Raw genomic sequence first — 24674 nt, 5'->3', positions numbered from 1 at the left:
CGCCACGGCGATGTTTACAGTCCTCATTCCGGGCTATTCGATCGGGTTGGCGAGCCCTGGCGGGGGTGATCGGGTAGGAAGGTCGCACGGTGAGCGGTGAACGGACTTGGTAGAGCCCTCCGACGACCTCTTCGGCGGCGGCGGTGACGCGGGCCGGCTGATGGCGGAGGTGGACTGGTCCGCGACGCGTCTGGGACCGGTCCGGGACTGGCCGCAGAGCCTGAAGGCCGCCGTACGCATCGTCCTGTCCTCCCGTTATCCGATGCTGCTGCTGTGGGGGCCCGATCTCACCCAGCTCTACAACGACGCCTACTCGGCGCTGATCGGCGACAAGCACCCGGAGGCGATGGGCCTCGACGTGCGGATCACCCTGGCCGAGGGCTGGGCCGTGCTGCGTCCGCTGATCGAGGACGCGATGGCGACCGGTGTGGCCAGCTGGGTGCCGGCGCTGCAACTGCTGCTGGAGCGGTCGGGATACCGCGAGGAGGCGTACTTCAGCGTCTCGCACGCCCCGGCCCGCGACGACCAGGGCACCACCGTCGGGGTGCTGACGGTCTGCAGCGAGGTCACCGATCAGGTGGTCGGGCAGCGCCGGCTGCGTCTGCTGGGCGACCTCGCGATGTCCGGCACCGGCGGCCCGGTGGACGTCGCGACGACCTGCGCCCACCTCGGCGAGGTGATCGGCCGCTACCCGCTCGACGTGCCTTTCGCCGCCATCTATCTGCGCGACGGCGCGGTGCTGCGCCGGGTCGCCGCGGTCGGCGTCGACGCGGGCGCGCTGCCCGCGACCGTCGCCTCCGACGAGGCCGGCGACTGGGGGCTCGCCGGCGCGGCGTCCGGTGAGACCGTCGTGGCCGGCGGCGTCGACGAGCGGCTGGCCGTGACCGGCGGGCCGTGGGACGAGCCGGTGACCGAGGCGGTCGCCCAGCCGCTGCCGTCGGCGGATCACACCCGGCCGGCCGGTGTCCTGCTGACCGGGGTCAGCCCGAGCCGGGCGCTCGACGACACGTACCGGTCGTTCCTGCACCTGCTCGCCCAGCAGGTGTCGGTGTCCATCCGCAACGCCCAGGCCTACCAGCAGGAACGCGAGCGGGCGGCGGCCCTGGCCGAGCTCGACCGGGTGAAGACCGACTTCTTCACCAACGTCAGCCACGAGTTCCGGACCCCGCTGACGCTGATGCTCGGCCCGCTCACGGACGCCCTGGCCGACACCGCCGAGCCGCTCGGCGGCACCCAGCGGGACCGGGTCGACGTCGCCCACCGCAACGCGGGGCGCCTGCTCACCCTCGTCAACGAGCTGCTCACCTTCTCCAGCATCGGCAGGGACGCCACCGCGGGCACGCCGCAACCGCTGGACCTGGCGCGCTACACCACCGAACTGGCGAGCGTGTTCCGCGCCGCGATCGAGCGCACCGGCCTGCGGCTGATCGTGCGGTGCCCGCCGCTGCCCGTACCGGTCGCCGTCGATCCGCGCCGGTGGGAGAGCATCGTGACGAACCTGCTCTCCAACGCCCTGAAGTTCACCTTCGTCGGGCACATCGAGGTACGGCTGGACGCCGCCCCCGACGCCATCCGGCTGACGGTCGCCGACACCGGCATCGGCATCGACGCCGACGAGTTGCCCCGGCTCTTCGACCGTTTCCACCGGGTACGCGGCGCCCGGGCCCGTAGCCACGAGGGCACCGGCATCGGTCTCGCCCTGGTCCGCGAGCTCACCCGGCTCGCCGGTGGCGACGTCGAGGTCCGCAGCACGCCGGGCGAGGGCACGGCGTTCACCGTGGTCCTGCCCTGGGACGCGGTCCGGGTCGACCCGGCGGCGGCTCCGGTCGTCGTACCCGACCGGCTCGGCGCCGCCCGCGCCGCCGCCACCGTCGCGGGAAGCTGGACCGACACCGACGTGCCCGCCGCCGCCGGCGGCGCCGGCATCCGTGTCCTGGTGGCCGACGACAACAGCGACATGCGCGCCTACCTGAGCCGGCTGCTCACCGCCGAGGGCTGGAAGGTGCAGGCCGTCGCGGACGGCGAACAGGCGCTGCAGGCCATCCACCTGTACCGGCCCCACCTGGTCGTCACCGACGTGATGATGCCGCGCCTCGACGGTTTCGGCCTGGTCCGCGCCCTGCGCAGCGACGACGCCACCCGGCACCTGCCGATCGTGATGCTCTCCGCCCGCGCCGGGCAGGAGTCCGGCGTGGAGGGGCTCGCCGCGGGCGCCGACGACTACATCGTCAAGCCGTTCCGCGCCGAGGAGCTGATCGCCAAGATCCGGAACGTGGCCGCCCGCGCCCCGGTGCCCGCCGCTGGTGACACGGCCGCCGGCGTCCCGGCCGGCGACGCGCTGTCGGTGATCGCCGCGGGCCGGGCCCTGAGCGACGCGATGCAGACCGTCGTCGACCTGACGTCCGCCCTGCTGGAGGCCGACGCCGTGGTCGCCGTCGCCGGCGAGGCCGGCCCGCCGCTGCGGTTCAGCGCCGGCCGGGAACCCGGCTCCGGCCCGGACCGGCCCGGGCGCAGCACGGCGGACATCGTCGCCGGGGACGGCACCCGCCTCGGCGAGCTCACCGCGTACCGGAACCCACCGGCCGCCGCGACCCTGCCGATCCTCAGCGCCGCCGCCGGCCTGCTCGCCGCGGTGGCGCACAGCAGCGGCGCCCCCGGCACCGAGCGGCAGCGGACCCTGGCGATCCAGCGTGCCGTGCTGCCGGCGGCCCCGCCCGCCGACGAGGACTGGAGCGTCCAGTGCGAATACCGGCCGGGCCCGGACCGGGCCGGCGGCGCCTGGTACGACATCGCCGAGGCACCGGACGGCGACTGGGTCATCACGGTGGGGGAGGTGGCCGGCGACGGCCTGAGCGCGGCCGTGATCAGCGGCATGCTCAACGCCGCCGTCCGCGCGCACCTCGGCGACCCGCCTTCGCTGATCATGACGCGGCTCGCCGAGGCCCTGCACCGGCTGCCCGCCCCGCCCCGGGTCACGCTGCTGATCGTCCGCCTCGACCCGCGCAGCGGCCGCCTCACGTGGTGCAGCGCCGGTCACCCCGTGCCGTTCCGCTCCGCGGCCGAGGTTTCCGCACCCCTCGGCGCGGGCGTTCACACCGGCGACGACGCCGTGCTCGAGCACGGTGACCACCTGCGGTTGTCGTCCGGAAAGGACACCGCCGTCGTCACCGTCCAGCGCCGCCCGGCAGCCGCGAAACCGTCCGCACCGGACGTCGCGCCCGTCGACGTGACCTGGACGTATCCGCTGTCGCCGCAGGCGTCGTCGGCCGCGCGCCGCGACATCGAGGCCGCCATGGAGCCCGGCGCCGACCCGGACCTGCTGTTCGACATGCAACTCGCCGCCACCGAAGCCATCAACAACGCGGTCGAGCACGCCCAGCAGCCGACCCGTCCCGAGGTGCGGATGCGGCTGCTGGTCACCGCGTCGATGGTGCGCATCGAAGTGCAGGACTTCGGCGGCTGGCGGGCCCGCCCGGCCGCGCGCGACCGCGGCCGGGGCGCCCTGTTCATGAACGCCTACGGCGACGTGCAGGTCCTCAGCAACGCCGACGGGACGCTGGTGAGCATCGAACGCGCCTGGAAGGCCGCACCCGGCAGCTGACGATCAGGCCTCGGTCACCGCCGGGGCCGGATACGCCCTGCGGAAGGGATCCGGCAGCCGCCGCCAGTGCTCCTCGCCGCGGGACAGCTCGTCGTCGGTGAGCAGGCAGCCGGCCAGGGTGCGGTGCAGGCGTACCGGGTCGATGTCGATGCCGGTGAACGACAGCTGATGGTGCCGGTCGCCGTAGTACGGATCCCAGTCCAGGTCGGCGGCGAGGCGGCGCTCGACGTCCACCTCGTCCCAGTGCTCCCGGGGCAGCTCGGCCAGCCAGCCGCTGTGCGGGCCGATCGACAGTGTGCCCGCCGACTCCCACGTCATGACCAGATCCGGACGACTGGCGAGCCAGAAGTGGCCGCGCGAGCGCAGCACCCCCGCGGTCACCTCGTCGAGGGCGTCGTGCAGCCGTCCCGGGTGGAACGGCCGCCGGGCCCGGAAGACGCAAGCACTCACCCCGTGCGACGGCACCGGCTCGTGCACGCCCACGGCGTACCCGCGCAGGCCCCGGCCGACCGCGTCCACCGGCTCGGCCCGACCCCGGGCCGCGGCCGGCACGTCGCCGGGGCGCGGGTGGTGCGCCCACGGCGCGAGCCGGCGCAGCAGGGTGCGCAGCTGCTCGGTCTCCCACGCGTCCTCGAGGTCGCCGGTCAGCACGACGGCGTCGGCCTGCTCGATCTGCCGGGCGACCAGGTCACCGATGCTGCGCTCGTCGTCCTCGTCGCGGTGCAGGCCCACCTCCCGCAGGCGGCGCTCGTCGGTCAGGCCGTCGAGCAGCAGGTCGGCGGGCACGACGGTGACGACGGCCGGAGCCGGCCGCCCGGTGCCGCGCAGGTCGTCCGGTTCCCCGGTCTCCGGCGGGACGGTGCGGCGCAGCTCGTCCGGCTCCCCGGTCTCCGGCAGGACCGGATGCCGGCCGGCTGTCTCGGCGGTGGCGTGCGGCCAGAAACCGCAGAACCTCAGGTCAGTGCTGGTGGGCATGCGGCTGCACCTCGTCGATGGCCCACTGCGGGAACGGATCCGGCCAGGTCCGCCAGACGTCCTCACCGGCCGCCAGCTCCTCGGCGGTGAGCAGACACCGGCGCAGGCCCTCGCGCAGCCGGTCGGCCGGCAGGCGCACCCCGATGAAGACGAGCTCCTGCCGGCGGTCACCGAACACCGGATGCCAGCGCTGCTCCAGCTCGGCCCGCTCGCCGGGGTCGTCCGGCCACTGCCCGGAGACCGCGACCGGGACGCCCGCCGGGTCACACTGGCCGTTGGGTCCGGCCTGCGACCAGAGCCCGATCATGTCCGGCCGGGTGGCGAGCCACAGGAAGCCCTTGGAGCGCAGGACGCCGTACTCGCCGACCGCCTCCTCCAGCAGCTCCCACAACCGTCGCGGGTGGAACGGCTCGTGCGCGCGGAAGAGGACGCTGCTGATCCCGTACTCGATGGTTTCGGGAATGTGCTCGCCGTTGAGCTCGGCCACCCAGCCGGGCGCGGTCTCCGCGGCGGCCATGTCGAAGCGCCCGGTGTCGAGCAGGTCGGCGGGCGAGACCCGGCCGAACATCGCGGTGATCCGCCGGGCGCGCGGGTTCAGGCGGGTCACCAGCGCCTCGACGCGGCGCAGCTCGGCGGCGGCGACCAGGTCGGTCTTGTTGATCACGATGACGTCGGCGAACTCGAGCTGATCGACGAGAAGATCAGCAATCGTACGATCGTCGCCGTCGAAAGCGGCCAGCCCGCGCGCTTCCAGGCTCTCACCCGCGTCGATCTGCGCGATGAGGTGGGGTGCGTCGACGACGGTGACCATGGTGTCGAGCCGGGCGACGTCGGCGAGCACCCGGTCCTGGTCGTCGATGCCGAACGCGAACGTGGCGGCCACCGGCAGCGGCTCCGAGATCCCGCTCGACTCGATGATCAGGTAGTCGAAGCGGCCCTGCCCGGCGAGGGCGGCGACCTCGCCGAGCAGGTCGTCGCGCAGGGTGCAGCAGATGCACCCGTTGGTCATCTCGACCAGGCGCTCCTCGGTGCGCGACAGCTGCCCGCCGTCCCGGACGAGCGCCCCGTCGATGTTGATCTCACTCATGTCGTTGACGATCACCGCGACGCGCAGGCCGTCGCGGTTGGCGAGGATGTGGTTGAGCAGAGTGGTCTTGCCGGCGCCGAGGAACCCGGACAGGACCGTGACGGGCAGGCGGGCGGGTGCGGCGGTCGTCATCGCGGCTCGGTCACCTGCCGGTCGCGGTAGAGCCCGCAGTGCGTGCAGGCGCGGTGCGGGACCACCTTCTCCCGGCGCGGGCAGGGGCAGTCGGCCAGGACCGGGGCGGTGGCCTTCCACCGGGCGCGGCGGTGGCGGGTGTTGGCGCGCGAGGTGCGCCGCTTGGGTACGGCCATGGGGGTGTCCTCTCCCTCTTCTTGGAAACGATTTTCATTGTAGAGTATGGGGGTGGAGACGACACATGCCTGACCCGACCGCGACGGTGACCGTTCTGCTGTGCAGCGGGCATCGGTGCACCGCGCTGCGGCACCGCACCGACACCGGCAGGGACGCCGACCTGCTCGAAGCGTTGCGCGAGACGGTCCGCCGGACCCGGCACGCCGTCCTGGTCCGCAGCGAGTGCCTGGGCGCGTGCACGCACGCCCCGGCGGTCGCGGTGATCGCCGACGCTCCGCCCGGCGCGGGCCGGCTCTTCGGTCCGGTGGAGAGTCCCGCTCAGGTCGGCCGGCTACTGGAAACGGTCGCGAATGCCGGCCGCGGCATTTCCAAATAAGATTGCACCGGTCTCGGCAAGCGCTCTACTGTCTACTACAACAGCCACACGATAAAAGGAGCCGACCCGATGTACCGCTGGCACGCCGAATTCCACCCGCAGCACCTGCTGCCGGGTCTCGGCATGCTCGGCGCCTATCGGGCCGACAGCATGGTTCTCGTCACCGGGAGGCGCGCTTAGCGACCGCCGAAGCGCACAGCGCCGACGCCGCCTCCCCTCGTACGGGAAGGCGGTTTTTTTGTTTTTCATAGGGGTGTGGCGCAATCCGGTAGCGCAGCGGCCTCCAAATCCGAAGGTTGCAGGTTCGAATCCTGTCGCCCCTGCTTTTCGTGTCTTCATTTTGAGCATTCCACAGTGCGAAATGGCATCAGAAATCGATAAGGGCGACCCGTGTAGCCCAACTGGCAGAGGCGCTGCGTTCAGGACGTAGAGGTTCGGGGTTCGAATCCCCGCACGGGCACGGGGGAGTAGAGGAGTCTGGTCGTCCTCGCCGGCCTCATAAGCCGGAGATCGTCGGTTCGAATCCGACCTTCCCTACTACTGACGTCCGGCTGGCTCAGCGGAATGAGCGCCCCGTGGTTCGATCCCGGCCGGTGCCGTCATCGGTCGGCGGCGTCGGCGACGGCCTGCAGCAGGCGTTGGGGGTCCTCCGCGAGACGGTTGCACACGTACAACCACCACTCGGTGCCGAAGACGACGTACTCGCGGGTGGGATGCCCGCGGTCGGCCATCGCGGCCAGCCGGTCCGGGCCGAGCCCGAGCAGCGTCTCGAACTCCCACGGCGCGTCGCCGCGGCCGGACCCTCCCAGCAACTGGTCGACGCCGGCGATCAGGTCCCGGTCGTGGGTGGCGAACGAGCACAGGTGCCCGGCGTCGGCCAGCTGCCGTGCGTAGCGCAGGTAGGCGACCGGCAGGGCCGGATCCTCGCGGGCCATCGCGTGTGTCAGCGGCTCGAGGAAAGCGCCTTTGACCAGGCGGATCCGGCCGGGAAGCGGGAGCAGCCGGCGCAGGTCCCCGGCGGTGCGGTGCAGGCGTGCCTGCACCGTCACGCCGACGTGCTCGAAACGCTCGCACAGCGCGCCGTGCACATCGAGAACCGCATCGGTACGGTCGGAGCCCTCCGCCGAGATCATCATTTCGCGGCCGGTGTCCCTGGTCGCCCGGGCGATGCGCGTGGCGTTGTCCAGGGCGAGGTCCCGGTCGATCGCCAGCCCGACGTGCGACAGGTCGAGCGAGATCGACACGGCCGGGGGCAGGTGCTGGGCGGCGGCGACGAACACCTCGGTCTCCGCGGTGGCGCGCTGCGCGTCGCGGCAGCTCTCGCCCAGGTACTCGACGCTGGCGCGGTGGCCGTCCGCGACGATGCCGGCCACGCGGCCCACCGCGTCGTCGAGGGTCTCCCCGGCGACGAAGCGACGGGCGACGCGCCGCACGAGCGGCCCGAGCCGGGGATCGGCGGGTATCTGCCATTTCAGGTCCTCGTCGAGCGCGAGCGTCCGCAGCGCCTGCGCCGCGTTCGCGGCGACGTCGACCGGCAACGTGGTGATCATTCGGTATCCCGTCTTCGGAGGGGCCGGAGGTGGCCCGTCTCCAAGGCTGTCAGTCGCGGCGCTCCGCCGACCGTGGCAGGAACGCCCACTATGCTTAAATTCCTGCCATCGGAGGGGAGACCGATGCTGAGCAATGTCGCCGTCCTGGCCCTCACCGGCGGGCACGCGTTCGAGCTGGGCGTGTTCTGCGAGGTCTTCGGGATCGACCGCGGCGACGACGGCCTGCCCACGTACGATTTCGCCGTCGTCTCCGCCACCGGCTCGCACGTGCCCACCCGGCACGGCTTCCGCATCGAGGCGACGCACGGGCTCGACCGGCTGGAGACCGCCGACCTGATCGGCGTGCCCGCCGGCGATCCCGGTGTGCCGCAGCCCGCGCAGCTGTACGACGCGCTGCGGGCCGCCGTGGCCCGCGGCGCCCGGGTGCTCAGCATCTGCTCCGGCGCCTTCGTGCTCGGCGAGGCCGGACTGCTCGACGGCCGCCGCTGTACCACCCACTGGCGCTACGCCGCGGAACTCGCCCGGCGCTTCCCGCGCACCCGGGTCGAACCCGACCGCCTCTACGTCGACGAGGACCCGGTGATCACCGGGGCGGGCACCGCCGCCGGCATCGACACCTGCCTGCACCTGGTCCGCAGACTGCAGGGCAGCGCTGTCGCCAACGACATCGCCCGGCGCATGGTGACGTCCCCGCACCGGCAGGGCAGCCAGGCCCAGTACGTCAAACGACCCGGCCCGAAGAGCCGTACCGGCAACCTGACGCCGGTGCTCGCCTGGCTCGACGCCCACCTGCACGAGCCGCTGACCGTGGAGCAGATGGCGCGCCGCGCTCACATGTCACCGCGTACCTTCGCCCGCCGATTCCAGCAGGAGGTGGGCACCACCCCGCTGCAGTGGCTCACCGGGCAGCGGATCCTGCTCGCCCAGCAGTACCTGGAGAACACCGAGGAGCCGGTCGCCGCGATCGCGGCCCGCACCGGCTTCGGCTCCGTGGAGACGCTGCGCCACCACTTCGCCCGGCGGCTGGGCTCCTCGCCGAACGCGTACCGGCGTGCCTTCCGTGCCGGCCCGGCCTCCTCAACGCGGCCAGCCCGGTAGCGGACGTCAGGCAACGCTGCCTGCGACCTCAACCGGGCTTCGCCTCGGGGTCCAGTCTCACAGCGGCGCGGACCGCCGCCGGGGCGTTCACCAGGCCGGCGCCGGCCGCGCCACAGCCGGCCGTGGGCCCGGCCAGGGGTGTCGCCGTGGCGGTCAGCAGTGCCCGGGTCCGGGTCAGGTCGCCGATCAGCGCCGGGGCCGCCGACCACATCAGCGCCACCACCCCTGCCACGTGCGGCGTCGCCATCGACGTGCCGGACAGCTCGCCGTAACCGCCGCCCGGCAGCGCCGACCGGATCCTGGCACCGGGCGCGACCAGATCTGGTTTGGCCCCCGGCCCTCGGCTGGAGAAGGCCGCCACCACACCGCCCATATCCCGGCCACGGCCATCTGCCACGGCTTCACCATCCGCGGAAGGTACAACATGGACTGTTCAGGTCCGTGATCGAGCTTCTTTGCCGGACCTCGGAGTCCGTCGGCGAGGTCCATCGGGCGGTACACCGTGCGGTCACGCAGCTGACAGCGCTGCCGTGGCGGGCGAACCTAGACTCGCCCATGCCCTTCGTTCAAGCCCAGACCTACACCGTCGTGTGCCGACGCCTGCCGGGTCGGGTCTGGAACCTGCTGCGCATAACCCCGCTGCCGTTCGTCGGCTCCGGCAGCGGCGTCGCGTTCGTCGAGCTGAACTACAACCTGCCGACCGGCGCGCCCCCGGTGATCGGCAGCATCGCGCCGGCCGTGCCGCTGCGCGTGATCGCGTTCTTCCAGGAGGAGGACTTCGCGTTCCACCGGATGCTGTTCCAGACCGAAGCGCCGATCGAGATCGAGTGGAGCACCGATCCGGCCCAGCCGAGCCTGCTCGCCTCGCTGCAGACCAGAACCCGGTCGGAGCCACCGGGCGAAGGCCCGGCCGACACCAGCTGAAGGGGGGACCAGACATGCCAACGTCGCGCGTCGACAGCTACCAGGTGGTCACCGACTCGCGCCTCAACCAGGGGAACCTGACCCGGCAATACATGATCGTCCTGACGCCGGCGCAGGGAAGCCCTCTCGCGGTCGCGATTCTCTTCTACAACGCCGACCCGGCCATCGGCTCCGCCGTGGGCGTCAACCAGATCGGCATCAACTTTCCCAAGAGCGAGATGCTCACCCACCTGCAGCTGCTGCAGACCGAACAACCGATCTTCTTCCTGTGGGAGCTCGACCCGGCGAACGCGGCGGTGGTCAGCCGATTCGAGCTCTCCACCAGCGACGAGTTCCCCGGCGAGGGCTACACGGATATGACGCCCTGACCTCCGTACCCGAACCAATGGCCCCTGAATGAGAAGATCGGGTCATGGATCTCCGGGTACGGGGCGGCGGAGAAGGCGGCCCCCTGTTGCTGCTGTTGCACGGGCTCGGCGCGACCGGCGACGTCTGGGCGGACTGGGCGCCCGTGCTGACCCGGGAATGGCCCGGCCGGTGGATCGCCCCCGACCTGCCCGGCCACGGGGGATCACCCCGGCTGCCGCGCTACACCTTCGAGGCGCTGGCCGACGCGGTGGCGCCGCTCATCGATCCGTACGGCAGCACCGTCCTGCTCGGTCACTCGCTGGGCGGCGTCGTGGCCCTCATTCTCGCCGCCAGGCACCGGGTCGCGGCCGTCGCCGGGCTGGGCATCAAGGTGGACTGGAGTGCCGAAGACCTGGAACGGGCCGGTGCGCTCGCGGCGCGCCCGGTGTCGTGGTTCGACACCCGGCAGGAGGCGATCGCCCGGCACCTGCGGGTCTCCGGCCTCGCCGGTCTCGTCACCGACGACCATCCCGCCGCGACCGCCGGAGTCGCCGAGGAGGACGGCCGGTGGCGGCTCGCCCTCGATCCGGCGGCGTTCGGTGTCGGCGCGCCCGACATGCCCGGCCTGCTGGCCCGCTCGTCGGCGCCGGTCGTCCTGGCCCGCGGCGAACACGACCCGATGAACACCGGCGAGCAGTACGCGCTGCTGAAGACCCCGGTCGTGACGCTGGCCGGGCTGGGGCACAACGCCCATGTGGAGAGCCCGGCGCAGTGCCTGAGACTGATCCGATGACATGACCGACGCCGACGTCATGTCAGGATGCGATCATGACGGCTCCCCGGTCCAACACCTCCGCTGAGGACTCTTCCTCCGCAGGGCCCGTGAAGGTGGCAGCGATCGGGACCTCCGTGCTGCTGCTGGCCTACTGCGCCTTCATCAGTCTCGGTCTCCCCGATGGTCTGCTCGGCGTCGGATGGCCGTCGATGGCAGGTGAGCTGCGGGTCTCCACCGATTCCGTCGGCGTGCTGCTGTTCGCCAGCACGGTCGGCTATCTGCTGTCCAGCGTCGCGGCCGGGTTCGCCCTCGTCCGGCTGGGTGTCGGGCGGCTGCTGGCCGGCAGCACGGCGCTCGCCGCCCTCGCCCTGGCCGGTTATGCCACCGCTCCGGCGCTGGGGTGGCTGCTGCCCTGCGCGCTGCTCGCCGGGGTCGGCGGCGGCGCGATCGACGCGGGCCTCAATGCGTACGCCGCGAACGCGTTCGGCCCCCGGCACATGAACTGGCTGCACGCGTTCTTCGGGCTCGGTGTCGCCATCGGGCCGCTGATCATGACCGGTGTGCTGAGCGGCGATCTGTCGTGGCGGTGGGGTTACGGACTGGTGGCCTGCGCGCAGGCGCTGCTGGCCATCGCCTTCGTCGTGACCGCGCGGTCCTGGAGGCCGCACCGCGCCGCCGCCTCGACATCGCACGAACCCGGGTCCGCCCCGGACGCGCCGCTGCCGCGCGTGGGGGCGACTCTGCGGATGCCCGCGGTGTGGCTCAGCGTCTCCGCGTTCGCCGTCTACGTCGGGCTCGAGGCGGCGACCGGCCTGTGGGCGTACCTGTTGCTCACCGAGGACCGTGCCGTCAGCGCCACCACGGCCGGACTGTGTGTCTCGGCGTACTGGGCATGTCTGTTCGTCGGCCGGGTCGTGCAAGGTTTCACCGTCGAGCGGCTGGGCACCACCCGTACCCTTGTCGGTGGTCTTGCCGGCATGCTGGCCGGCGCCGTGCTGATCGCCGTCCCCGGCCCGGCCTGGTCAGCCGTGTCCGGCCTCATGCTGATCGGTTTCGCCGCGGCGCCGGTGTTCCCGCTCCTGACGCTGACGACGGCCGACCGGGTCGGGCGGGCCCACGCCGACCGGGTGATCGGTCTGCAGATGGCGGCCGCGGGCCTGGGCGGGGTGCTCATCCCCGCCGGGGCCGGTGTGCTCGTCGAACGCGTCGGGGCGTACACCCTCGGGCCGTCACTGACCGTTCTGGCAGTGGTCCTCCTGGCGCTGTACGCGGCCGGTGATCGCCGACACTCCGCATAGCCGCTCGCTATCTCCACCGCCCCTCTACGGGCATCCAAGCGAGATCAACCACGCGAGAAGGGGCGGGAAGCGGAGACTGCCGGCTGAAATCGCTTGCGACCCGGCTGGGTCGTGGTGATGCTGGCCCCTGTCCGGGGGCGATGAGCGACGAAGGGCACCTGAGTGGAATCTTCCGAGCGACTCCGTACCTGGGGCTCCGGCACGCACGTCGCGGACGCGGTTCTGTTCGATGGGGTGGTGCGCAAGACGGACGGGCCGTGGACTCCCGCGGTGTTCGCTCTGCTCAGGCATCTTGAGCAGGCCGGTTTCGCGGGTGCGCCGCGCGTGGTCGGCGACGGGTACAGCTTCGTGCCGGGAGAGTCCCCGCATCCGCGCGCCTGGTCCGACGAGGCCGTCGATGGGGTGGGGGCGCTCCTGCGTGGCCTGCACGATGCCACCGCGACGTTCACGCCGCCCGCTGATGCCGTGTGGCAGGTCAACGGGCTGCGCCGGCTCGGCGGCGACGACATGGTGATCGGGCATGGTGATCCCGGGCCGTGGAACATCGTCGGTGAGAACGGGCGGGCTGACGCGTTCATCGACTGGGAGTTCGCCGGACCGGTGGACCGGCTGTGGGAGCTCGCCGAGGCGGTGTGGCTGAACGCCCAGCTCGTCGACGACGACGTCGTCGAGATGCAGGGCCTGCCCGACGCACTCACCAGGGCCCGTCACGCTCGCGCCATCGTCGACGGGTACGGCCTGTCCCGGAACGCGCGGGACGAACTCGTTGACCGGCTCGCCGACGTCGCGATTCACAGTGCACGCCACGAGGCGGTCGCCCACGGCGTGACCATCGACAGCACGGCGGCGATCGCCGGCGACGGATATCCGGTCCTGTGGGGCATCACCTGGCGGGCGCGAAGCGCCTCGTGGATCGCCCGGAACCGCACCACGATCCGCCGGGTGATGCTCGCATAGGCGCCGGAGCCCCACCATCAGGGTTCGTGGTGGGTGGGTTGTTCGGCGGCGAGTTGCGATGCGAGCCGCGCCAGCCCGCTCCCGCACTCGTGGGCCTGCCGTTCGCGTTCGTCGTTGCCGAGGGTGTCGTACCAGCCGGTGAATCCGTCCAGCCCGGCCGCGAGCGTGTCGGCGTTCGCCGGCGCGGTCAGGGCGTCGGCGAGGCCGATGCCGCCGCGCAGGACCTCGCCGGCCAGTTCACGCAGAAGCTCATTGTCGCTGCATTCGGTGATCTTGCAACTTCGCGGCGTGGTGCGCAGGGCCTTACAGCAGGTCGATTGTGGTGTCCATCCGTGCGGCGACGAGCGTGTACAGGCCTCGAAATCGCTTCAAGAGGCCCTGTTCCAACTCGAGCTGATCCGGCCCGAGGACTGCACCGCGTTCCTGGAGGCCTGGCGCGAAGATCAGCGCCGGTTCGGCCAGCTCACCGAGGTCTTCCGTGGCAGCCACCGTGGCTATCCGGACGCGTTCAGCGAGCTGGGGTTGGACCGCTGGCAGGAGGCCATATTCGGAATCTCGCAGTTGCCCCTGTTCACCGCAGCCGACAGAGCTGCACCGGATCGGGACTTCTCAGCGCTGCCCGAGCAGGGTGGTCGATAACACGAGCAGTCCGAACCGATCAGCGTCGCTGGAGCTGGGCCGGTCGCAGGCGCAGGGCGATCCGGGCGCCGGCCACCGCCAGGACGCCGATCACGCAGCCGAGGCCCAGGTCGACCGAGCCCTGGAGCACATATCCGGCGGCCGCCAACGTGACCAGCGGCAACTGGGTCACCTGGCCGGCGGCGACGGCCTCGACCACCGGGACGCCGAGGACGAGCAGCACCGGGATGAGGAAGACAGGGCCGCTGGTACCGGTCAGCACTGAGCAGAACCCGACCGCGGCGCCGGTCAGCACGGCCGCCCGGGACGACAGCGCGGCCGCGCGAGGCGGCGGCTCGGCCGCGGGTCGCGGCTCGGCCTGGGGAGGCAGCGGGCGCGGGCGGCGGGTGCGGGACCTGAGGTGGTACAGGCCGGCCGCGGTTACGAAGACGCCCCGCAGCGGCAGCACCACCCGGTCCGGCAGCAGGTTGTTCGCCAGCGCGCCCGGCATCGCGGCCAGCGCCGCGCCCAGCGTGAGCCCGCCGGCCAGCCGCCACGGCATCACGCGGTGGCGGGCGTACATCAGCGTTCCGGTCAGGCCGGTGAACAGGAAGCTGAAGCTGCTGCTGCCGGCGGCGGTGTGCGGGTCCAGCCCGGCGAACCAGGTCAGAGCGGGCGGCAGGCCGACCCCGCCGACGCCGACCGCGCCGATGAACGTCCCGACCACGAGGGCGACGGCCGGGGCAGCCGCGATCGGGTTCTTACCGATTCGGCGTACAACTACGTTCGAGCCGGCCGGTACGGCGCGGCGGCGTTCGGCGTGGTCGGCGCAATCCCGGGGTCGGCGGTTTCGCCCGTGGCGCGCGGGCCGCGAAGGCGAGCTACCGCGCGTACCGGATGTCCAAGAACACCAGAGCGTTCCGGTCGATGAAGGGATACCGTGGCGCCCGCAAGGCCAAGCGGGCCTACGCGAACAGCTCGTGTCAGCGCCGGAACCGCCGGGCCTACTAACCAGGAGCACACGATGGATCTGCTGTCGCTGCCGGCCTGGCTTCTCGCCCGGCCGGCGGCGGCTGTCCTCGGCGTCGAGGGCAGTACGCCGAAGGAGCGCGCCGACAACCTGTGGGCGGAGGCCAATCTCGAACCCGACGACAAGTACGCGCTGGCCGAGCGGCACCTGACCCGCAGCATGATCTGGCTGACAGCTGCCGGGGTGCTGTTTCCGGCCGGCATCCCGATCAGCTGGTTGATCGCCGTGCCGGGCGGCGGCTTGGGCGTGTTCGGAACGGTCTTCCTGGCGGTCTACTGGACGCTCGCGATCGGTTCGTGCGTGCTGTTCCTGCTGCACGTGATCAAGTTCCTGGTCGCCCACTACGTGATCCGGGCACGCTGGAACCTGCGGTCGCGGGTGTGGCGGTTCGCGATGCTGAGCCAGTGGCCGGACGCCGTGATCGCGGTGGCTCTGGCTGTCGCGGTGCAGCTCTCGCTCTGAGATGGATCCGCTGTCGCTGCCGGCCCGGCTTCTCGCCCGGCCGGCGGCGTGCCGTCATCGACTCGAGGACGACACGCCGCAGGAACGCGCCGATGACCTGTGGGCGGACGCGGTTCACGAACTCCGGTCCGGCCGGCGAGGTGACGGCGTCACGCCCGGGTGAACGCGAACTCGGCGACCGGGTCCCGCCATCCGTGCACGGCCGGGTCGAGGTCCCCGCGCCCGGTGATGCCCTCGTGGTGGCGGATGACCTCGCCCTCGGGCTCGCGGACGAAGAAGTTGCCGCAGCACGGGCCGGGGATGAACTTCGCCAGCTCGTTGTTGACCTCCGAGCCGGAGTCGTAGGCGTCCTCGCGTACCGTGAACTGCTGCCCCTGCGGCCGGATCGAATCGACGCCGGTGAACCCGTCGTTGGTGTTGACCAGCATGGTGACGATGCTCAGCCGGAGCCCGGGGCGGACCCGGACGGTGAAATCCGCGGACTGCCCGGACGGGATCGGGCCGCCTGTCGACGCGAACGCCTCGACCACGTCGTCGAGCTTCGACATCGCCGCGACCAGCACCGCGTTGTTGGCGTCCTCGGTGACCGCGACCAGGGCGTGACTGGCGATCTCGCCTTCCCGCCAGACGTGCACGGCGGCGCGGTGCACCACGAAGACCGGCGGGGACAGCGGCTGCGAGCCGGGGGCGCCGTTGCCCACGGGTGTCAGGTTCGTGATCCGCACCTGCCAGGTGACCGGGGCGGCGGTAGTGGTGCTCATCTGGTTACCTCCAAATCGGCCGGGCACCCGGTGTGCCCGGAACAGGACAGCTCGCGGCGGCGGATCTTGCCGGACGGGGTACGCGGCAGCGCGTCCACGACGTGCACGGCCCGCGGCCGCAGCGGCGGGGCGACCCGCTCCGCCAGGTGGGCGAGCAGCACACCGGACAGGTCGTCGGCGGCCGTGCCCGGGTGGGCGACGACCACGGCGTGCGGCACGAGCCCTCCGCCGGGCCCGGTGTGCGCGACGACCGCGGCGTCGGCGACGGCGGGATGGGTACGCAGGACGGCTTCCAGCTCGTACGGCGACACCCGGTGCCCGTCGCACTTGAACACGTCGTCGCGGCGGCCGGCGATCCGGATCCAGCCGTCGTCGCCGGCGACGCCCAGGTCACCGGTGTGGTACCGGCCACCGGCGAACGCGGCGGCGGTGGCGGCCTCGTCGTCGAGGTAGCCGGCCAGCATGCCCACGTCGTCGAGGCCGACCTGGATCTCCCCGGTGGTCTCGTCGACGTGGACGGTGACGCCGGGCAACGGTTTGCCCAGCCAGCCCGGCCGTGGCCGCAGGCCGGGTGTGGTGCCGATCAGCGCGGTGGTCTCGGTCTGTCCGTACCCGTCACGCACGGTGACCCCCCACGCGTCCCGGACCCGGCGGGCGAGCCCGGCGTCGAGCGGCTCCCCGGCGCTGGTGGCCTCGCGCAGCGTGGGCCGCGCCGTGCCGAGGTGGCCGGCCAGTGCCCGCCAGGTGCCGGGCGGCGCGCAGAACGAGTCGATCCGGCGCCCGGCGAGCAGCCGGGCCAGCGTCCCCGGTCCCGGCTCGCCGGTCACGGCGACCAGCGTCGCCCCGGCGGTGAACGGGACGAACAGGCTGCTCCACGAATGCTTGGCCCAGCCCGGCGCGGCGACGTTGAGGTGCCGGTCGCCGGGGCGCAGGCCGTTCCAGTACATGCTGGTCAGGTGGCCGATCGGGTAGCTGGCGTGGGTGTGCGCGACCAGCTTGGGCGCGGCCGTGGTGCCGGACGTGAAATAGCCGAACGCGATGTCGGCGGCCGGGGTCGGGCCGTCCGGCTCGAACGGGCGGGCCGGTGCGAACGCGTCCGCGTACCGCGACCAGCCGGGCACGTCCGCGCCGACGGCCACCCGCACGCCCGGCACCGGATCCGGGAACACGCTGGCGCGCCCGGCGCGGCAGATCAGGTGCCGGATCCGGCCGCGGCCGAGCCGGTCGCGGGCCTCGGCCGGGGTGAGCGACGGGTACGTGGGGATCACCACGGCGCCGAGCTTGAGGCAGGCGAGCTGGCACTCCCACAGTTCCCGCTGGGTGCCGAGAACGATCAGGACCCGGTCGCCCCGGCGGACACCGAGGTCGCGCAGCCAGGCCGCGACCGCGCCGGAGCGCGCCGCCAGCTCCGGGTAGGACACGGTCAGCGTGGACCCGCCCGGGTCGATCAGCTCGAGGGCGATCCCGGCCGGGTTCGTGTCGAACCAGTCGAGGGCCCAGTTGAAGTACGCGGGCTGCGGCCAGCGGAACGTGCGGCAGGCCAGGTCGTGGTCGTCGCGGGCGGCCAGCAGCAGGTCGCGGGCCGCCCGGAACCCGGCGGCGCTCACCGCTTCCCCATCCCGAGCAGGTTGGCGGCGATCGTGTCGGCGTCGGTGGTGAACGTGTCCCACCGGCCGGGGCGGCCGCTGCCGACCTGGGTGAACCAGCGGGTGTGCTCGGTGGGGATGCCGAGCACGTGCAGGCGCCGGTCGGGCCGGCCGCCGGCGCCGACCGGGTGGTAGGGCGCGGTGGTCACGTGCACGCCACCGGTGCGGAACGTGCCGTTGGCGTACGGGTGCAGCACCCCGGCACCGACCAGGTGCCGGGTCAGCGGCGCCGGGTCGCGGCGCAGGTCCGGCGCCGGGATCCGGGCGTCGACGAGCGCGTCCAGCGCCGTCGCGGAGCCGCGCACCTGCGGCGAGCTGCCCCGGAAGCGGCCGCGGGCGGAGTCGGCGGTGAAGACGGCGCCCGGTCCGAGCAGCCGGAGCACACCCGCGTCGAGCAGGGCGATCACCTGTTGCAGCCGAAGCCGCGGCGGCCCGGCGGACAGCGTCGAGGCCAGCGGGACGAACGCGCCGAGGAAGTCGTCGCGGTGCGAGCGGGCGGTCAGCCCGCCGTGGTCGACGGCGGCGCGGATCACCGAGCGGACGTCGCGCAGGGTGTCCAGGGCGGCTTTGCGGGGCCCGTCGACGTTGCCCTGGTCGGCGGCGGCCAGGTCCTGGCCGAGGTGGCGGCGCACGATGCGGTGGAACGCGCGCGGGCTGGCGAACCGGCGGCCGGTGAACGGCCGGGCCAGCGCCGCGAGGTCCAGGACGGGCAGGTCGGTGAGGCCGGCGCCGCGCGCGGCGAGGAGCACCGCGTCCGGGCCGGCGCCGCGGGCCAGGGCGGCCAGGACCCGCTCGGTGAACTCCTGCTCGCGCTCCGGGCCGAACCGCTGCCGGATCGCGGTGCCGAAGTAGACCAGGTCGATTTCGGCGAGCAGCCACGGCTGCACGTCGCCGCGGAAGTCCAGCGGCCCGGTCGCCCGTGCCGCGTGGATGCGCTGCGGAGTGAAGATCCGTGGGGTGTACCGGAAATCGCCGGGTTTCTGGTTGCGTCCCCGGGCCGGCAGCGGCACCCCGCTGCGGGATCCGGCCACGAGCAGCGGTTCCGCGCCGCTGGGCTGGTAGCGCAGGCTGTCGCCGGTGCCGACGAACCGGCCCCCGCGACCGATCGTCAGCGCGGCCATCACGTCGTAGAACGTCAGGCCCAGCCCGAGCACCCCGACCGGCCGGCCGGCCGGCAGCTCGTCGAGGGGCATCGCGGCCGGGTGCGTGGCGCGCAGGTAACGCGCGCCCGGGTGCCGGACGCCCACGTCGGCGAACGCCTGCTGCCCGCCGGACAGTTGCGGCGCCGGGTGCCCGGTGGACAGCACCACCCGGTCGACGACCAGGATCCGGCCGTCGGCGGTCTCCAGCCGCAGCGGGCCGGTGCCGGCGGTGTCCAGCGTGCGGACCCGGGCGTGGACGCGGTGCAGCGTCACCGCGGGCGGCAGGCCGGCCTCGATGGTGTCGAGCACCCAGGTGAGGTAGCGGCCGTAGGTGCGCCGTGGCGCGTACCCGTTCGGGTCGGCCACGCCGGGTTCCGCGGTACGCCACCACTCGGCGAGGCTGGGACCGGCGCCGGCGCGCGGGCGCCCACCGTCCGCCGGGCCGGAGAACATGGTGACCTCACCGGCCGGGGTGTTCATCAGGAACCAGCCGGGCTGGTCGGTGCGCCAGATCTGGCCGCAGCCCACCTGCACGGCGTCGATCGCGTGCAGGATCACCGGCCGGTCCGGTGGGTGCGCGGTCAGCCGGGCGACGAGGCGTTCCAGCACGGCGATGCCGCGCGGGCCGGTGCCGACGACCGCGATCCGGTACGGCGCGGGCGACCCGGGCGCCGGCACCGGCAGCGTGGGCCCCACCGGCGCGAGCACCCGGTCGTGGCGGTTCGCGGTGTGCGACAGCATGGTGAGCAGCCGCCGCGAGGTGACCCGCCCGGCCGGCGCCGTGGTGGCCCGCCGCAGCGGCAGCCGGCCGGTGTCGGCCCAGTTCAGCCGGCCGTCGGCGCCGATCATCCCCTGGGTGCGCCCGGCGTTGTCCGGGTGCAGGCAGAACGGCACGTCGAGCAGGCCGGCGGCGAACGCGCGCCGCAGCGCCACCCCGACGTCGTCGGAGAGACCGAGCACGGCCTCGATCAGCGCGGTGGCCTCGTCGTGGATCGCCGAGTAGTCCAGCGACTCGGCCCACGGCAGGTCGCTGTGCGCGCGTGCCAGCGTGGCCCGGCGGCCGGCGGCCTCCAGCGCGGCGACGTTCTCCGCGACGGTGGGGATCCGGTGCGCCTCCGCGGCGGTCTTGACGATCAGCCGCTGGGCGCCGCCGCGCACGGCGAGCTCGGCGCTGGTGTCCAGCAGCCGCCGCGCGCCCGGCTCGGTGCCCGGGAACACGCCCATGTAGGTGTAGACCACCAGGTGCCGGTCGATCTCCGGTGGCAGCAGGCGGCCGGCCAGCGCGCGCAGCGCGGCGAGGGCCTCCAGGTCCTGGACCGGGTGGGTCTGCTGGGCGTAGCTGAGCGAGACGCTGCCGATGCCGTGCTGGGCGAAGAACAGCGCCTCCAGGACACTGAGCGCGACCAGCAGCGACGGCGGGCAGAGCTGGCCGAGCAGACAACCGCCGAACGTCTCCAGGTGCGCGCGCAGCCCGGCGTCGCGACTCCGCCCGGCCAGGTCCGTGGTGGCCTGCGACCAGTGCGCGACCGATGCGGTGAGCGGCACCCGCCCGTAGGGCAGGCAGTAGGACACCGGCCCGCCCTCGGACGCGGCCAGCCCGGCCCGCAGCATCGTGTCGAAGATCCGTCCTGGATCTGCCGAACCGTGCCGCACCTGCACCGGCGTGCGATCTCCGGCGGCCCTCACCACCCGTGCGGCCACGTGCGGTCCGTGGGCCACGAGCGGAAAACCATTGAGGGGTACGCCGGACTCGAGTGCCCGCCGCGCCGCCGCGTGGTCGTTGACCCGCGTGTAGCTGTCCAGGGTGATCGTCGCCAGCGTGGTGGCGTCGGCGGCGGCGACCGCCCGCAGCCCGGCCGCCATCCGGTCCGGCCGGGACAGGCCCATCCGGGGCTGGACCACGAGGTCGCCGCGCGCGGCGGCGGCCGCGACGTAGTCGCCCAGATCGGTGGCGTTCGTCATGCGGCCACCGCCACGGCGCGTTCCCGGTCCGCGGCCAGGAACGCGGTGAGCTCCGACGTCTCGCCGCCGCCGGTGGCCACCGCGTCGAAGCCGGCGTCGAGCAGGTCGCGCACGTGCCGCTCGGCGGTGCCGCCGGTGTCCAGCTTGCCGCCGATGATGGCCGGGGTCGCGGCGAGCCGCGGCTCGGCGCGGACCGCGCGGATGAGCCGGGCGCCGTCCAGGTGGCCGTGCCCGTTGACGGTGCTGATCACGATGGCGTGCGGCCGCAGGTCCAGCGCGGCGGCGACCAGCTGCTCGTCGGGCACGCACGGGCCCAGGTTGACCACCCGGTGGCCCTGTTCCTGCAGCAGCAGCTGCAGGAACACCAGGTTCCAGGTGTGCGAGTCGGACGACACGGTGGACAGCAGGACGGTGCGCCCGGTCATGGCGCCGGCTCGCGGACTACCTCGCCGGCGCGCGGCGTGCGCGGCGCGGCCGGCCGGGTGCGCACGGCCAGCACGGTGCAGCCGTTCGCGCTGGACATCTGGTGCCGGGAGCCGGGCTCCTCGACGACCAGGTCGCCGCGGCCGAACGAGCGGCCGTCGCTGTGGTCGAGCTGCCCGTGCAGCACCAGCATCAGCTCGTGGCCGAGGTGCTCGTGGAAGTCGCCGTGGGCGCCGGGCGGGAAGCGCAGCAGCAGCCCGACCGACTCGTTCCGGTCGTCGGTCGTCCACAGCACGCAGTGCTCCACGCCGGCGCGGCCCGGCTCCACCCAGGGCACCCAGGGCAGCTCCGGCATCGCGAAGCCGTCGCGCAGGACGTCGGAGAAGAACAGGTCAGACATGAGAGCTCCAGGAGTGGGTGTGCCGGTTGACGGTGCGTGGCTGCTCGTCCGGGCTGCGCCGGACGCGCCGGCCGGTGAACGGCCGCGACGTGGCGCGGACCCGGCCGAGACTGGCGGCGACCGCGAACCCGGCCGCGACGAGCACGATGTTCTTGACGATGAACTGGCCCTCCAGGGTGAGGACCCCGGGCGCCTTCCAGGTCAGCTGCGGGAACAGCACCAGCGGGGTGAGCGTGCCGGCCATCTGCAGCATCAGCGCGGCCAGCGTCAGCCGCAGGAACCGGCCGGTGAGCAGCCCGATGCCGATGCCCAGTTCGAGCAGCGCCAGCAGATAGGTGGCGGTGGACCCGGTGATCACCTGCAGGGTCAGGATGCCGATGGTGTCCTGGGCGAGGGTGTCGACCGCGCTCAGGCCGGGTTTGAACTTCGGTGCGGCGAACCAGACGAACACGATGCCGAGGCTGAGCCGCAACAGCAGCAGCCCGTGCCGCTCGGCGAGGCGGACGGCGGCGCCCTCCAGCACCGCGGCGGAACGCGCGGCGCGGTGAGCGATCCGGCGCATGGTCTTCTCCTTCAGTGACGGGCCGTGGCCGGCCCCCGTTGCGGTCCCGGCCACGGTCACGGATGTGGCAGCCTCGAGGCGGGCGCCTCAGGACTCGGTGAGCAGGGTGTCGTAGATGTGGTCGGCGAGCCGGCTCGCGACCGGACGGGCCTCGTCGGCGTCCCACGGGTAGTGCACGCCCAGGTAGACCCGGCTGCGGCCGTTCTCCTTGCCGGCGTCGGAGAACTTGCTGAAGCTGCGCTTGACGCCGACGGCGAACGGGTCGTCGGTGCTGAGCTGGAAGCTCTTGTCGTCGGTGCCGAAGAAGTTCGCCATCATCCGGGCGTGTGCGGCCGCGAACGTGGCGTGCCCGGAGATGTAGGCCGGGAACGGCGGGCTGAACCGGGCGCCGCCGTAGGTGACCGACAGCGGCTGCCACAGCGGATCGGCGACCACGCCCGGGTTGTTCGCCAGCGCGGCCAGCTGGATGGCGGTGTCCGGCCGCCACAGGTCCAGCTCGGTGGAGTACTTCGCGTCCCAGGCCACCACCGCGGCGTCCGCCATCACGATCGCGACGAGCGCGAACAGGTGCGCGGTCGCGGCCAGGTCGAGGCCCTCGTCGGTGGCCAGCACCTGGCTGAGCGTGAACAGCTGGCCCGGCGGCTTGTACGTGCCGTCGAGGTCGTTGGCCCAGAAGTGCGCGATCTCGGTCTGCTCGGCGGTACGGCTGGTCGAGTCGAACCGGCCCAGATCCTTGACCTCGTTCACCTGCGCGGCGTACTCCTGCGAGGCGAGCAGCTCCGCCACGTCGGCGGCGCCGGCCGGCAGCGGCGGGCGGAACGTGGCCAGCCAGCCCTCCATCGACTCGCCGGCGGCGAGCGAGAACGGCCGCACCCGGCCCCAGTTCGGGGTGGCGGGCCTGACCGTGCTGTCCGCCGGGCGCCAGGACCCCGGCGCCGTGCTCACCTGGTAGAGAGTCGCGTCGTCGTGGCCGTCGCCGGCCCGGTCGGCGAGGATCGCCAGGGCCGAGCTGGTGCCGACGCGCCGGCCGGCGAGCACCGCGGTGCGCTGCGGTCCCGGCGGCGGCAGCGCGCCCTCACGCTGGGCGAGCTGGGCGTCGAAGACCTCGGTCTGCTCCGGGAACAGCGTGCTGAGCACCCGGTGCGCGGCCCGGTGCACGGCCGCTTCCTTGTTCTCGGTCCCGGCGGCGTCGAGCCCCGGCAGGTACGGCGCGTGCGTCGGGGCGATCGCCACGATCGCGTCGTGCATCGCGATGTGCAGGATGGCGCCGGACCGGGCGATCGGTCCGGGTGCGCCGCCGCGGATCCGGATGGCCTGCAGGAACGTGTCGTTCCAGTCCAGTACTGCGTTCACTTCTCCTCCTTGCCGGACAGGCCGGCGTTCGGTGTCGGACGGTGCTGCCGGAGTTCGTGCGCGAGCCCGCGGGCCCAGCGCATGCGCCGCGCGGCGGTCTCGGGGTGCTCGCCGTAGGCGTGGGCCATCTCGGCCGCACACCCACGGACGCCCCCGTACCGGCGCACGGCGCTTCGGATGGCTGTGGTGGTCTCGGCCGCTCCGGGCAGCGAGCCGGTCGGCAGGATGCTGGCGAACAGCGCCTCGGCCCGGGCAGCGTCGATCATGGTGTGTGTCGTCATGGCCTGACTCTGCGGCCGCGGGCATCCCGCCGGGCAGTGGCGGATGTCCCGGCCGCCCGGGTGGACTGCCCGGGCGGCTCATCCCCGGGTCGCGCTCGCCGAGCGCATCGTCCCGCCGGACCGGGACGGATGTCCTTCACTCCGGGACGCGCGGCGCGCGAGGCTCGGCGTACCGACCCGATCCGGTGTCGGATCGCGGGCAGATGCTTCGACGCCCACGATCCCGGCGCCTACGCTTCCAGCGGTCCCTGATGCGGAGGTTCGTCATGAACCAGGACACCGATTTCATCGGCATCGACATTCCCCGGAGGACTGTCCACTTCTTCCAGTCGGTTGCCGCCATGCGGGCCAGCCTGGTATTCAGCCCGGGTGAGGTGCGCGAGTACTTCGACGGCGACCGGTTCCGGCTGACGCCCGCCTTCGACGACGAGGGACGGGTGGCGCGGATGGTCCGCACGACCTCGCGGCTCTCCGAGCGGTCCATGCAGGCGCGGCTCAACGCGGTCGTGCGCAACAGCCGGCAGCGCATCGACGGGGAGTTCGCCGCCGGGGTGCGCGACGACGATCATCAGAAGGCGCTGCAGGAGGCCCTCTCCGGCCTCGACGCGTTCGACGGCGCCTCGTTCGCCGAGCGCTACGTGCTGCTGGCACAGTCGGTGTTCAGCGATCCGGAGGAGGACCACGACAGCGGCGCGATCCACAATTGTCTCGCCCATGGCCGCTGCTGGTAACGACG

The 24674-nt window shown here is 73.0% G+C and carries 24 protein-coding genes, 3 tRNA genes and 1 pseudogene; 14 read left to right on the top strand and 14 right to left on the bottom strand.

Annotated elements, in window-relative coordinates; translation table 11 throughout:
• The first annotated feature begins 106 nt into the window (after nt 1-106).
• Nucleotides 107-3601 carry an ATP-binding protein gene (locus AB0G10_RS13610; protein WP_360919733.1) on the top strand — a complete coding sequence of 1165 codons (3495 nt, stop codon included), beginning with the start codon at nt 107-109 and terminating at the stop codon, nt 3599-3601.
• Between the two features lie 3 nt (nt 3602-3604).
• Here the strand turns inward: AB0G10_RS13610 and AB0G10_RS13605 are convergent, their stop codons facing one another.
• The 3 genes from AB0G10_RS13605 to rpmF are packed head-to-tail and all read right to left on the bottom strand — an operon-like array spanning nt 3605 to nt 5971.
• Nucleotides 3605-4576: a GTP-binding protein gene (locus AB0G10_RS13605; protein WP_360919730.1), complete on the bottom strand. Its 972-nt coding sequence runs from the start codon at nt 4574-4576 to the stop codon at nt 3605-3607.
• The gene (locus tag AB0G10_RS13600; RefSeq protein WP_360919727.1) at nt 4560-5795 is read right to left on the bottom strand and encodes a GTP-binding protein; all 1236 of its coding nucleotides are present in this window, start codon (nt 5793-5795) and stop codon (nt 4560-4562) included. Before AB0G10_RS13600 ends, AB0G10_RS13605 begins: the two co-directional genes overlap by 17 nt.
• Nucleotides 5792-5971: a 50S ribosomal protein L32 gene (gene rpmF / locus AB0G10_RS13595; protein WP_360919724.1), complete on the bottom strand. Its 180-nt coding sequence runs from the start codon at nt 5969-5971 to the stop codon at nt 5792-5794. Before rpmF ends, AB0G10_RS13600 begins: the two co-directional genes overlap by 4 nt.
• 65 nt (nt 5972-6036) lie before the next feature.
• Between rpmF and AB0G10_RS13590 the strand changes: the two genes are divergently transcribed.
• From AB0G10_RS13590 to AB0G10_RS13575, 4 genes are all read left to right on the top strand, one after another.
• On the top strand, nt 6037-6348 hold the full coding sequence (locus AB0G10_RS13590; protein ID WP_360919721.1) for a (2Fe-2S) ferredoxin domain-containing protein: 312 nt from the start codon (nt 6037-6039) through the stop codon (nt 6346-6348).
• Nucleotides 6349-6597: 249 nt separating this feature from the next.
• Nucleotides 6598-6671: transfer RNA gene (locus AB0G10_RS13585), tRNA-Trp, on the top strand.
• A 64-nt stretch (nt 6672-6735) separates the two neighbouring features.
• A tRNA-Leu gene (locus AB0G10_RS13580) sits at nt 6736-6808 on the top strand.
• A 1-nt stretch (nt 6809) separates the two neighbouring features.
• Nucleotides 6810-6885, top strand: a tRNA-Met gene (locus AB0G10_RS13575).
• A 62-nt stretch (nt 6886-6947) separates the two neighbouring features.
• Here AB0G10_RS13575 and AB0G10_RS13570 read toward each other — a convergent pair.
• The gene (locus AB0G10_RS13570) at nt 6948-7898 is read right to left on the bottom strand and encodes a proline dehydrogenase family protein (RefSeq protein WP_360919718.1); all 951 of its coding nucleotides are present in this window, start codon (nt 7896-7898) and stop codon (nt 6948-6950) included.
• Nucleotides 7899-8021: 123 nt separating this feature from the next.
• Here AB0G10_RS13570 and AB0G10_RS13565 point away from each other — a divergent pair, with 123 nt between their 5' ends.
• Nucleotides 8022-8996 (top strand): helix-turn-helix domain-containing protein, encoded by a 975-nt coding sequence (locus AB0G10_RS13565; RefSeq protein WP_360919715.1) that lies wholly within the window; start codon nt 8022-8024, stop codon nt 8994-8996.
• A gap of 28 nt (nt 8997-9024) precedes the next feature.
• On the opposite strand, the pseudogene AB0G10_RS13560 reads toward AB0G10_RS13565, so the two are convergent.
• Nucleotides 9025-9357 (bottom strand): annotated as a pseudogene (locus AB0G10_RS13560) (S8 family serine peptidase); the annotation flags it as partial.
• A gap of 194 nt (nt 9358-9551) precedes the next feature.
• Between AB0G10_RS13560 and AB0G10_RS13555 the strand changes: the two are divergent.
• The 6 genes from AB0G10_RS13555 (at nt 9552) to AB0G10_RS13530 (ending at nt 13937) form a co-directional block, all read left to right on the top strand.
• Nucleotides 9552-9920 carry a hypothetical protein gene (locus AB0G10_RS13555; protein WP_360919712.1) on the top strand — a complete coding sequence of 123 codons (369 nt, stop codon included), beginning with the start codon at nt 9552-9554 and terminating at the stop codon, nt 9918-9920.
• Between the two features lie 14 nt (nt 9921-9934).
• Nucleotides 9935-10288, top strand: coding sequence for a hypothetical protein (locus tag AB0G10_RS13550; RefSeq protein ID WP_360919709.1), 354 nt, complete (start codon nt 9935-9937; stop codon nt 10286-10288).
• Between the two features lie 44 nt (nt 10289-10332).
• Nucleotides 10333-11061 carry an alpha/beta hydrolase gene (locus tag AB0G10_RS13545; protein WP_360919706.1) on the top strand — a complete coding sequence of 243 codons (729 nt, stop codon included), beginning with the start codon at nt 10333-10335 and terminating at the stop codon, nt 11059-11061.
• A 35-nt stretch (nt 11062-11096) separates the two neighbouring features.
• Nucleotides 11097-12341: an MFS transporter gene (locus AB0G10_RS13540; RefSeq protein WP_360919703.1), complete on the top strand. Its 1245-nt coding sequence runs from the start codon at nt 11097-11099 to the stop codon at nt 12339-12341.
• A 162-nt stretch (nt 12342-12503) separates the two neighbouring features.
• Complete coding sequence (locus AB0G10_RS13535) at nt 12504-13298, top strand: phosphotransferase (RefSeq protein ID WP_360919700.1); 795 nt, start codon at nt 12504-12506, stop codon at nt 13296-13298.
• Nucleotides 13299-13436: 138 nt separating this feature from the next.
• Nucleotides 13437-13937, top strand: coding sequence for a hypothetical protein (locus AB0G10_RS13530; RefSeq protein ID WP_360919697.1), 501 nt, complete (start codon nt 13437-13439; stop codon nt 13935-13937).
• A gap of 19 nt (nt 13938-13956) precedes the next feature.
• Here AB0G10_RS13530 and AB0G10_RS13525 read toward each other — a convergent pair whose 3' ends face one another.
• The gene (locus AB0G10_RS13525; RefSeq protein ID WP_360919695.1) at nt 13957-14643 is read right to left on the bottom strand and encodes a sulfite exporter TauE/SafE family protein; all 687 of its coding nucleotides are present in this window, start codon (nt 14641-14643) and stop codon (nt 13957-13959) included.
• A 297-nt stretch (nt 14644-14940) separates the two neighbouring features.
• Between AB0G10_RS13525 and AB0G10_RS13520 the strand changes: the two genes are divergently transcribed.
• On the top strand, nt 14941-15408 hold the full coding sequence (locus tag AB0G10_RS13520) for a hypothetical protein (RefSeq protein ID WP_360919693.1): 468 nt from the start codon (nt 14941-14943) through the stop codon (nt 15406-15408).
• A 149-nt stretch (nt 15409-15557) separates the two neighbouring features.
• Here the strand turns inward: AB0G10_RS13520 and AB0G10_RS13515 are convergent, their stop codons facing one another.
• From AB0G10_RS13515 to AB0G10_RS13480, 8 genes are all read right to left on the bottom strand, one after another.
• Nucleotides 15558-16169 (bottom strand): spondin domain-containing protein, encoded by a 612-nt coding sequence (locus AB0G10_RS13515; protein WP_360919690.1) that lies wholly within the window; start codon nt 16167-16169, stop codon nt 15558-15560.
• The gene (locus AB0G10_RS13510; RefSeq protein WP_360919687.1) at nt 16166-17776 is read right to left on the bottom strand and encodes an AMP-binding protein; all 1611 of its coding nucleotides are present in this window, start codon (nt 17774-17776) and stop codon (nt 16166-16168) included. The genes AB0G10_RS13515 and AB0G10_RS13510 overlap by 4 nt, the downstream gene beginning before the upstream one ends.
• Nucleotides 17773-20919, bottom strand: coding sequence for an FAD/NAD(P)-binding protein (locus AB0G10_RS13505; RefSeq protein WP_360919684.1), 3147 nt, complete (start codon nt 20917-20919; stop codon nt 17773-17775). Before AB0G10_RS13505 ends, AB0G10_RS13510 begins: the two co-directional genes overlap by 4 nt.
• The gene (locus tag AB0G10_RS13500; protein ID WP_360919681.1) at nt 20916-21344 is read right to left on the bottom strand and encodes a cobalamin-dependent protein; all 429 of its coding nucleotides are present in this window, start codon (nt 21342-21344) and stop codon (nt 20916-20918) included. Before AB0G10_RS13500 ends, AB0G10_RS13505 begins: the two co-directional genes overlap by 4 nt.
• A complete protein-coding gene (locus tag AB0G10_RS13495; RefSeq protein ID WP_360919678.1) occupies nt 21341-21742 on the bottom strand; it encodes a cupin domain-containing protein in 402 nt (133 codons plus the stop codon). The genes AB0G10_RS13500 and AB0G10_RS13495 overlap by 4 nt, the downstream gene beginning before the upstream one ends.
• Nucleotides 21735-22304, bottom strand: coding sequence for a DoxX family membrane protein (locus tag AB0G10_RS13490; protein ID WP_360919676.1), 570 nt, complete (start codon nt 22302-22304; stop codon nt 21735-21737). Before AB0G10_RS13490 ends, AB0G10_RS13495 begins: the two co-directional genes overlap by 8 nt.
• Nucleotides 22305-22391: 87 nt before the next feature.
• Entirely contained in the window at nt 22392-23657 is a 1266-nt protein-coding gene (locus AB0G10_RS13485) for a hypothetical protein (protein ID WP_360919673.1), read from the bottom strand.
• Nucleotides 23654-23938 carry a hypothetical protein gene (locus tag AB0G10_RS13480; RefSeq protein ID WP_360919671.1) on the bottom strand — a complete coding sequence of 95 codons (285 nt, stop codon included), beginning with the start codon at nt 23936-23938 and terminating at the stop codon, nt 23654-23656. Before AB0G10_RS13480 ends, AB0G10_RS13485 begins: the two co-directional genes overlap by 4 nt.
• 266 nt (nt 23939-24204) lie before the next feature.
• On the opposite strand from AB0G10_RS13480, the gene AB0G10_RS13475 reads away from it, so the two are divergent.
• Complete coding sequence (locus tag AB0G10_RS13475) at nt 24205-24669, top strand: hypothetical protein (RefSeq protein ID WP_360919669.1); 465 nt, start codon at nt 24205-24207, stop codon at nt 24667-24669.
• Nucleotides 24670-24674: the final 5 nt, after the last annotated feature.

It is taken from the genome of Actinoplanes sp. NPDC023714 (assembly GCF_040639855.1).
GTDB lineage: Bacteria > Actinomycetota > Actinomycetes > Mycobacteriales > Micromonosporaceae > Actinoplanes.
Note: the sequence above shows the minus strand (reverse complement) of the source record. Positions and strands in the feature narration are given on the sequence as shown.